This is a genomic window from Bacillus sp. LR_5 (genome assembly GCF_042709275.1).
Window position 1 is genome coordinate 1 of the sequence record NZ_JAVAXX010000313.1, and the last position, 6,827, is coordinate 6,827.

The 6,827-nt window shown below is 43.2% G+C and carries 5 protein-coding genes; all 5 read left to right on the forward strand.

What is annotated here, in order from left to right:
• The coding region (gene flhA, locus RAC86_RS32930; RefSeq protein ID WP_377886516.1) for a flagellar biosynthesis protein FlhA at positions 1–1,903 on the forward strand (1,903 nt) is incomplete at its 5' end.
• On the forward strand, positions 1,903–3,003 hold the full coding sequence (gene flhF, locus RAC86_RS32935; RefSeq protein WP_377886517.1) for a flagellar biosynthesis GTPase FlhF: 1,101 nt from the start codon (positions 1,903–1,905) through the stop codon (positions 3,001–3,003). The genes flhA and flhF, both read left to right, overlap by 1 nt.
• Positions 2,994–3,890: a flagellum location/number ATPase FlhG gene (flhG, locus tag RAC86_RS32940; protein ID WP_198878782.1), complete on the forward strand. Its 897-nt coding sequence runs from the start codon at positions 2,994–2,996 to the stop codon at positions 3,888–3,890. The genes flhF and flhG overlap by 10 nt, the downstream gene beginning before the upstream one ends.
• Before the next feature lies 1 nt (position 3,891).
• Positions 3,892–4,965, forward strand: a complete 1,074-nt coding sequence (gene cheB, locus RAC86_RS32945) for a protein-glutamate O-methylesterase CheB (protein WP_014476816.1) — start codon at positions 3,892–3,894, stop codon at positions 4,963–4,965.
• A 5-nt stretch (positions 4,966–4,970) separates the two neighbouring features.
• Positions 4,971–6,827 (forward strand): chemotaxis protein CheA (cheA, locus tag RAC86_RS32950; protein ID WP_377886518.1); only part of this gene is annotated, 1,857 nt, incomplete at its 3' end.

Below are 6,827 nucleotides of genomic sequence, written 5' to 3' on the forward strand. Positions count from 1 at the left end.
CACCACAATGAATATGCAGGAAGCGCTTCAGTTTTCGATTTTTCCGTCACTGTTGCTGCTTTTGACCCTATTTCGTTTGGGCTTGAACGTCTCAACTACCCGTTCAATTCTTTCACACGGTGAGGGAGGGAAAGTCGTCGAGACTTTCGGAAATTTCGTTGTCGGCGGAAATGTATTAGTTGGACTCGTTGTATTTATCATCCTTATTATTATTCAGTTTATCGTCATTACAAAAGGTGCTGAACGTGTTTCCGAGGTTGCAGCAAGGTTTACGCTGGACGCAATGCCGGGGAAGCAGATGAGTATTGATGCTGATTTAAACGCAGGGATGATTACCGAACAGGAAGCGAAGCATCGCCGCGAAAAAGTGGCAAGAGAAGCAGACTTTTATGGAGCAATGGACGGTGCCAGTAAATTTGTAAAAGGTGACGCCATTGCCGGAATCATCATTGTGATGATCAATATTATTTTCGGAATCGTGATCGGAATGCTTCAGCAGGGCATGTCCATTCAAGAGGCTGCTTCACACTTTACGATGCTGACTGTAGGGGATGGAATTGTTTCGCAAATCCCGGCACTGTTAATTTCTACGGCTACGGGTATTGTGGTCACAAGAGCTGCCTCTGAAGGAAACTTAGGGCATGACATTACAGGCCAGCTGTTTGCGTATCCAAAGCTTTTATACGTCGCAGCAGCTACGATCATGCTTTTAGGTATTTTCACTCCGATCGGCATCCTTCTGACGGGGCCGCTTGCGGGATTGCTTGCTTTTGGCGCATATTCACTATCTAAATCAGGTAAGGAAAAAGAAGAAGTGGATGAGATTCTTGAGGAAGAGGCTGAGGCGGACGAGCTTAAAAGCCCTGAAAGTGTTGTTCAGCTTCTGCATATAGATCCGATAGAATTTGAGTTTGGATATGGCCTGATACCGCTTGCTGATGCCAATCAAGGCGGTGATTTATTAGACCGAATTGTTATGATACGCCGCCAGTTGGCTTTGGAACTCGGACTTGTCATTCCTGTCGTGCGAATCAGAGATAATATAGCGTTGCAGCCTAATGAATACCGATTGAAAATTAAAGGAAACGAGGTAGCAAAAGGCGAGCTGTTGCTTGATCATTATTTAGCGATGTCGCCTACTCCTGAGGACGATCTCATTGAAGGGATTGAAACAGTGGAGCCTTCATTCGGGCTGCCGGCTAAATGGATTAGCGAAGCGGTAAAGGATGAAGCCGACATGCTTGGTTATACAGTAGTTGATCCTGCATCAGTCGTTTCAACGCATATTACGGAGAAAATTAAGCAGCATGCCCACGAATTGATCGGAAGGCAGGAGACAAAACAGCTGATCGATCACTTGAAAGAATCGTATCCAGTCCTGGTTGAAGAGGTTACGCCGAATCCATTGTCTGTCGGTGATATTCAGAAAGTGCTTGCTAAGCTTTTAAAAGAAAAAGTTTCAATTCGAAACTTAGTAACGATTTTTGAAACACTTGCTGACTATGGGAAATTAACAACAGATTCTGATCTCTTGACAGAGTATACAAGACAAGCGCTTGCTAAACAAATTACAGCCCAGTTTGCCAAAGAAAATGAAGTGTTGAAGGTTGTTACTTGTTCCGGCCGTGTAGAAAAAGCAATAGCAGACGGTGTGCAGCAGACGGAGCACGGGAACTATTTATCACTTGAACCAGATATTTCAGAAAGTATAGTGCGCTCTGTCGCTAAAGAAGCTGAACAGCTCTCATTACGTCAGGAAACCGCGATTCTTCTTTGCTCGCCGCCGGTCAGAATGTATGTGAAACAGCTTCTGGAACGGTACTTCCCTGATCTTCCGGTACTCTCTTATAACGAACTTGAGGCGAATGTTGAGGTACAAAGCATTGGAGTGGTGGATATTTAATGAAAATAAAAAAATTTACTGCTGCTTCAATGCAAGAAGCGGCACTTCTCATCAGAAAAGAGTTGGGCAATGAAGCGGTCATATTAAATTCGAAAAAAATTAAAAAGCGAAAATGGTTTGGCCTCGTCAACAAGCCTGCTGTTGAAGTAATCGCCGTATTGGATCAGGACTTTCTTGAGAAAAAAACGCCTCAGAAGGCAGCTGAACCGAAACAAACATTAAAAACTTCGGTCAGCAGTCCGAAAATAGAGGAGAGAACATATCCCCCTCAAATTCCGGCGCAACAGGAGCTAGGTGATTTTTCAGCATATCAATCTGTACTTCCTGAGCCGCTGCGAAAAGCAGAAAAGCTTTTGCAAGAAACAGGGATCAAAGAGTCTACGAAAACGAACACTCTGAAAAAATTGCTTCGCTTCTCTGTTGAAGCAGGCGGCTTGACTGAAGAAAATGTTGTCGGCAAACTTCAGGAAATACTATGCGATATGCTGCCCTCAGCAGACAAGTGGCAGGAGCCAATTCATTCAAAATATATCGTTCTCTTTGGTTCAACAGGGGCTGGTAAAACAACTACACTGGCTAAACTCGCAGCCATATCTATGCTTGAAAAACATAAAAAAATCGCTTTTATTACAACAGATACGTATCGTATTGCAGCTGTTGAACAGTTGAAAACATACGCTGAACTGCTGCAGGCTCCTCTGGAAGTTTGCTATACAAAAGAAGAATTTCAGCAGGCGAAGGAGCTATTTTCTGAGTATGATCATGTGTTTGTTGATACAGCTGGAAGAAACTTCAAGGACCCGCAATACATTGATGAACTGAAAGAAACGATTCCTTTTGAGAGTAGCATTCAGTCATTTCTTGTTTTATCCGCGACTGCAAAATATGAAGATATGAAGCATATTGTCAAACGGTTTTCATCCGTCCCTGTCAATCAGTATATTTTTACGAAAATAGATGAAACGACTTCCTTAGGTTCTGTATTTAATATACTGGCAGAATCAAAAATAGGTGTCGGGTTTATGACTAACGGCCAGAATGTGCCTGAGGATATACAGACTGTATCTCCACTTGGTTTTGTGAGGATGCTGTGCAGATGAACAGATATGACCAAGCAGCAACTTTACGGGCGAAAATGGAAAAACGTGAGCGCGTTCTGCCGATGGTTTATTCACAAAAAGCGAAGACACTTGCTGTCATCAGCGGCAAGGGCGGTGTCGGAAAATCCAATATTACCTTAAATATGGCACTTGCGCTGCAGGATAAAGGTAAGAAGGTGCTGCTCATCGACCTTGATATCGGGATGGGGAACATTGATATATTAATGGGAAATTCATCGTCTGCCACGATAATCGATGTTTTAACCGATCGTAAGCCTTTGCTGCAGTCATTATCCATTGGCCCAAAGGGTTTGCGGTATATATCAGGGGGAACCGGTCTGGATGTGATGTTTCAGCTCGATCAGAGAAAATGGACGTTTTTTGCCAATGAACTTTCTCATGCATTAAGCCAGTTCGATTATGTGCTGTTTGATATGGGAGCGGGCTTATCAAAAGATCAACTGCCTTTTATTTTATCAGCAGAAGATATTTTGATTATAACAACTCCCGAGCCGACGGCCATTATGGACGCATACAGCGCTGTCAAGCACTTGGTTTTGACAGAAAATAAGCTTTCAATGAAGGTGGCTGTCAATCGGTGCCGTGACCAAAAGGAAGGGCTTGACGCTTTTTCCCGCCTCTCCCGTACAATTCATATGTTTTTGGATGTTCAGGTTCAGTTTGCCGGTTCCGTTTCTGACGATGTGATCGTGAGCAAAGCGGTTGTCGAACAGGTTCCTTTTTTCATAAAAAGCCCTCAGGCAAAAGCCAGCCGGTCAGTCCGTATTTTAGCGGACGCCTTGTTTGAAAGAGAAGAAACGAGACACAAAGAAGACAAACAGACATTTATTGAGAAATTATCTTCTTTTTTAATGAGGAGGGCTTAATTTGATTCGTGTGCTTGTAGTTGATGATTCAGCTTTTATGAGAAAAATGATAAGTGATTTTCTGACCGAAGAAAAGCAGATAGAAGTAATCGGAACTGCGAGAAACGGAGAAGAAGCGCTTAAGAAGATTGAATTATTAAAACCGGATGTTATTACTCTAGATGTTGAAATGCCGGTCATGAATGGGACAGATACGCTCCGCAAAATTATTGAGATTTATAACTTGCCGGTCATTATGGTGTCTAGCCAGACCGAGAAAGGTAAAGAATGCACAATTAATTGTTTGGAGATCGGTGCCTTTGACTTTATCACAAAGCCATCAGGCTCAATATCTCTGGATCTATACAAAATTAAAGAACAATTAGTTGAGCGTGTCGTCGCGGCAGGACTTTCCGGCAAGCGGAAACGTCCTGTTTCCCAGACAGTTCGGCCCGAACCTATTGTGCGTGCTGTCGTTAAGCCTGAATTAAGCAAACCGAAACCTGGCACGGGCAGACAAATTGTGTGTATCGGCACATCAACAGGCGGTCCACGGGCGTTACAAAAGGTGATACCGAAGCTCCCTAAGGATTTGAACGCACCAGTGGTTGTCGTACAGCACATGCCTGAAGGGTTTACTGCTTCTTTGGCTGATCGGCTGAATCATTTATCTGACATTCAGGTAAAAGAAGCAAAAGATGGTGAAGCAGCTCTTAACGGCTGTGTTTACATAGCACCGGGCGGAAAAAACATATCCGTTATTAAAAACAGCGAAGGACTCCAGATTGTGCTTGATAACCATGACACACCAAGCCGTCATAAACCATCTGCTGATTATTTATTCCGTTCTGTCGGGAAACTGACAGATTATGAAAAAGTAGCGGTTATCATGACCGGCATGGGCAGTGACGGCACTGCTGGGCTAAAGGACATGCTAACAGCCGGCAATGTGAAAGCCATTGCGGAGTCTGAAGAATCTTGTGTCGTATACGGGATGCCAAAAGCTGCTGTTAAAGCGGGTCTCATTCATGAGATTAAACATGTGGAAGATATCGCAGCATCCATCACAAGCTGTGTGAAAAAAGAGAGGGTGTGATTCAAATGGATATGAATCAGTATTTAGATGTCTTTATTGATGAGAGTAAAGAACATTTACAAACATGTAATGAAAAGCTTCTTCTTTTAGAGAAAGACCCGACTGATCTTCAGCTCGTACATGATATATTCAGGGCTGCCCATACATTAAAAGGAATGAGCGCAACGATGGGCTACACGGATTTAGCACATCTAACCCATCTGCTTGAAAACGTGCTGGATGCAATCCGAAACGGAGACATGGCAGTCACATCAGACTGGCTGGATATTTTGTTTGAAGCTCTGGATCACCTGGAAGCAATGGTTCAGTCTATTATTGATGGCGGGGATGGTAAAAGAGATATCTCAGAAGTGAGTGCCAAGCTTGATGTGAATGGTGCGCACGCTGAATCCGCCGCCTCCGCGGAACCTGCAGAAGCACAGAGTTCAGCATCTGATTGGGAATATGATGAATTTGAACGTACAGTTATACAAGAAGCGGAGGAGCAAGGCTTCAAACGATATGAAATCAAGATTTCGCTGAACGAAAACTGTATGTTAAAAGCAGTTCGTGTCTATATGGTGTTTGAAAAACTAAATGAAGTCGGAGAAGTAGCCAAAACAATTCCAAGTGCTGAAGTGCTTGAAACAGAAGATTTTGGAACTGATTTTCAAGTTTGTTTCTTAACACATCAATCAGCAGAAGACATTGAACAATTAATTAATGGCGTATCGGAAATTGAGCATGTTGAAGTCATTCAAGGGGCTCCTTTAACATCAGCTGAAAAGCCTGAAGAATCTAAGCAAGAAGATTCACCAGCAGCAGCTGTACCTGCGAAGCAGGAGAAACAAAAACAGCCTGCTAAAAACGATGAACAGGCGAAGCATTCAGCCGGCGGATCTAAAACAATTCGTGTCAACATTGACAGGCTTGATTCTTTAATGAACTTATTTGAAGAGCTTGTCATTGACCGCGGGCGTCTCGAGCAGATTGCGAAAGAGCTTGAGCACAATGAACTGACTGAAACGGTTGAAAGAATGACGAGAATTTCCGGAGATTTGCAATCGATTATTCTGAATATGAGAATGGTCCCGGTTGAAACCGTTTTTAACAGATTCCCGAGAATGATTCGCCAGCTTCAGAAAGAGCTGAATAAAAAAATTGAACTCTCGATCATCGGTGCGGAAACTGAACTGGATCGTACAGTAATTGATGAAATCGGAGATCCACTCGTTCACTTGATCAGAAACAGTATTGACCATGGTATCGAGGCGCCGGAAACACGTTTGCAAAAGGGAAAACCGGAATCAGGAAAAGTTGTGCTTAAAGCTTATCACAGCGGCAACCATGTCTTTATCGAAGTAGAGGATGACGGCGCAGGCCTTAATCGCAAAAAAATTCTGGAAAAAGCGCTTGAGCGCGGGGTCATAACGGAAAAAGAAGCTGAAACCTTAGAAGACAACCAAATTTACGAATTGATTTTTGCTCCGGGGTTCTCAACTGCTGACCAAATTTCTGATATTTCCGGCCGCGGTGTAGGACTTGACGTTGTAAAAAACAAACTGGAGTCTCTTGGCGGTTCAGTCAGTGTGAAATCAGCCGAGGGTCAAGGCTCTCTATTCAGCATCCAGCTGCCGCTTACCTTGTCTATTATTTCAGTTCTGCTGATTAAGTTGGAAGAAGAGACATTTGCCATTCCGATTTCTTCAATCATTGAAACAGCAGTTATTGACAGAAAAGACATTTTGCAAACGCATGACCGTGAAGTGATTGACTTTAGAGGGCATATTGTCCCTGTCGTTTATTTAAAAGAAGAGTTTAAAATAGAAGATACAAGAAAAGATGCGGAACAGCTCCATATCATTGTCGTGAAAAAAGGCGAC

Excerpts from the sequence above, each read along its gene's own strand:
- flhF (WP_377886517.1), top strand. The coding sequence starts at position 1,903 with ATGAAAATAAAAAAATTTACTGCTGCTTCAATGCAAGAAGCGGCACTT.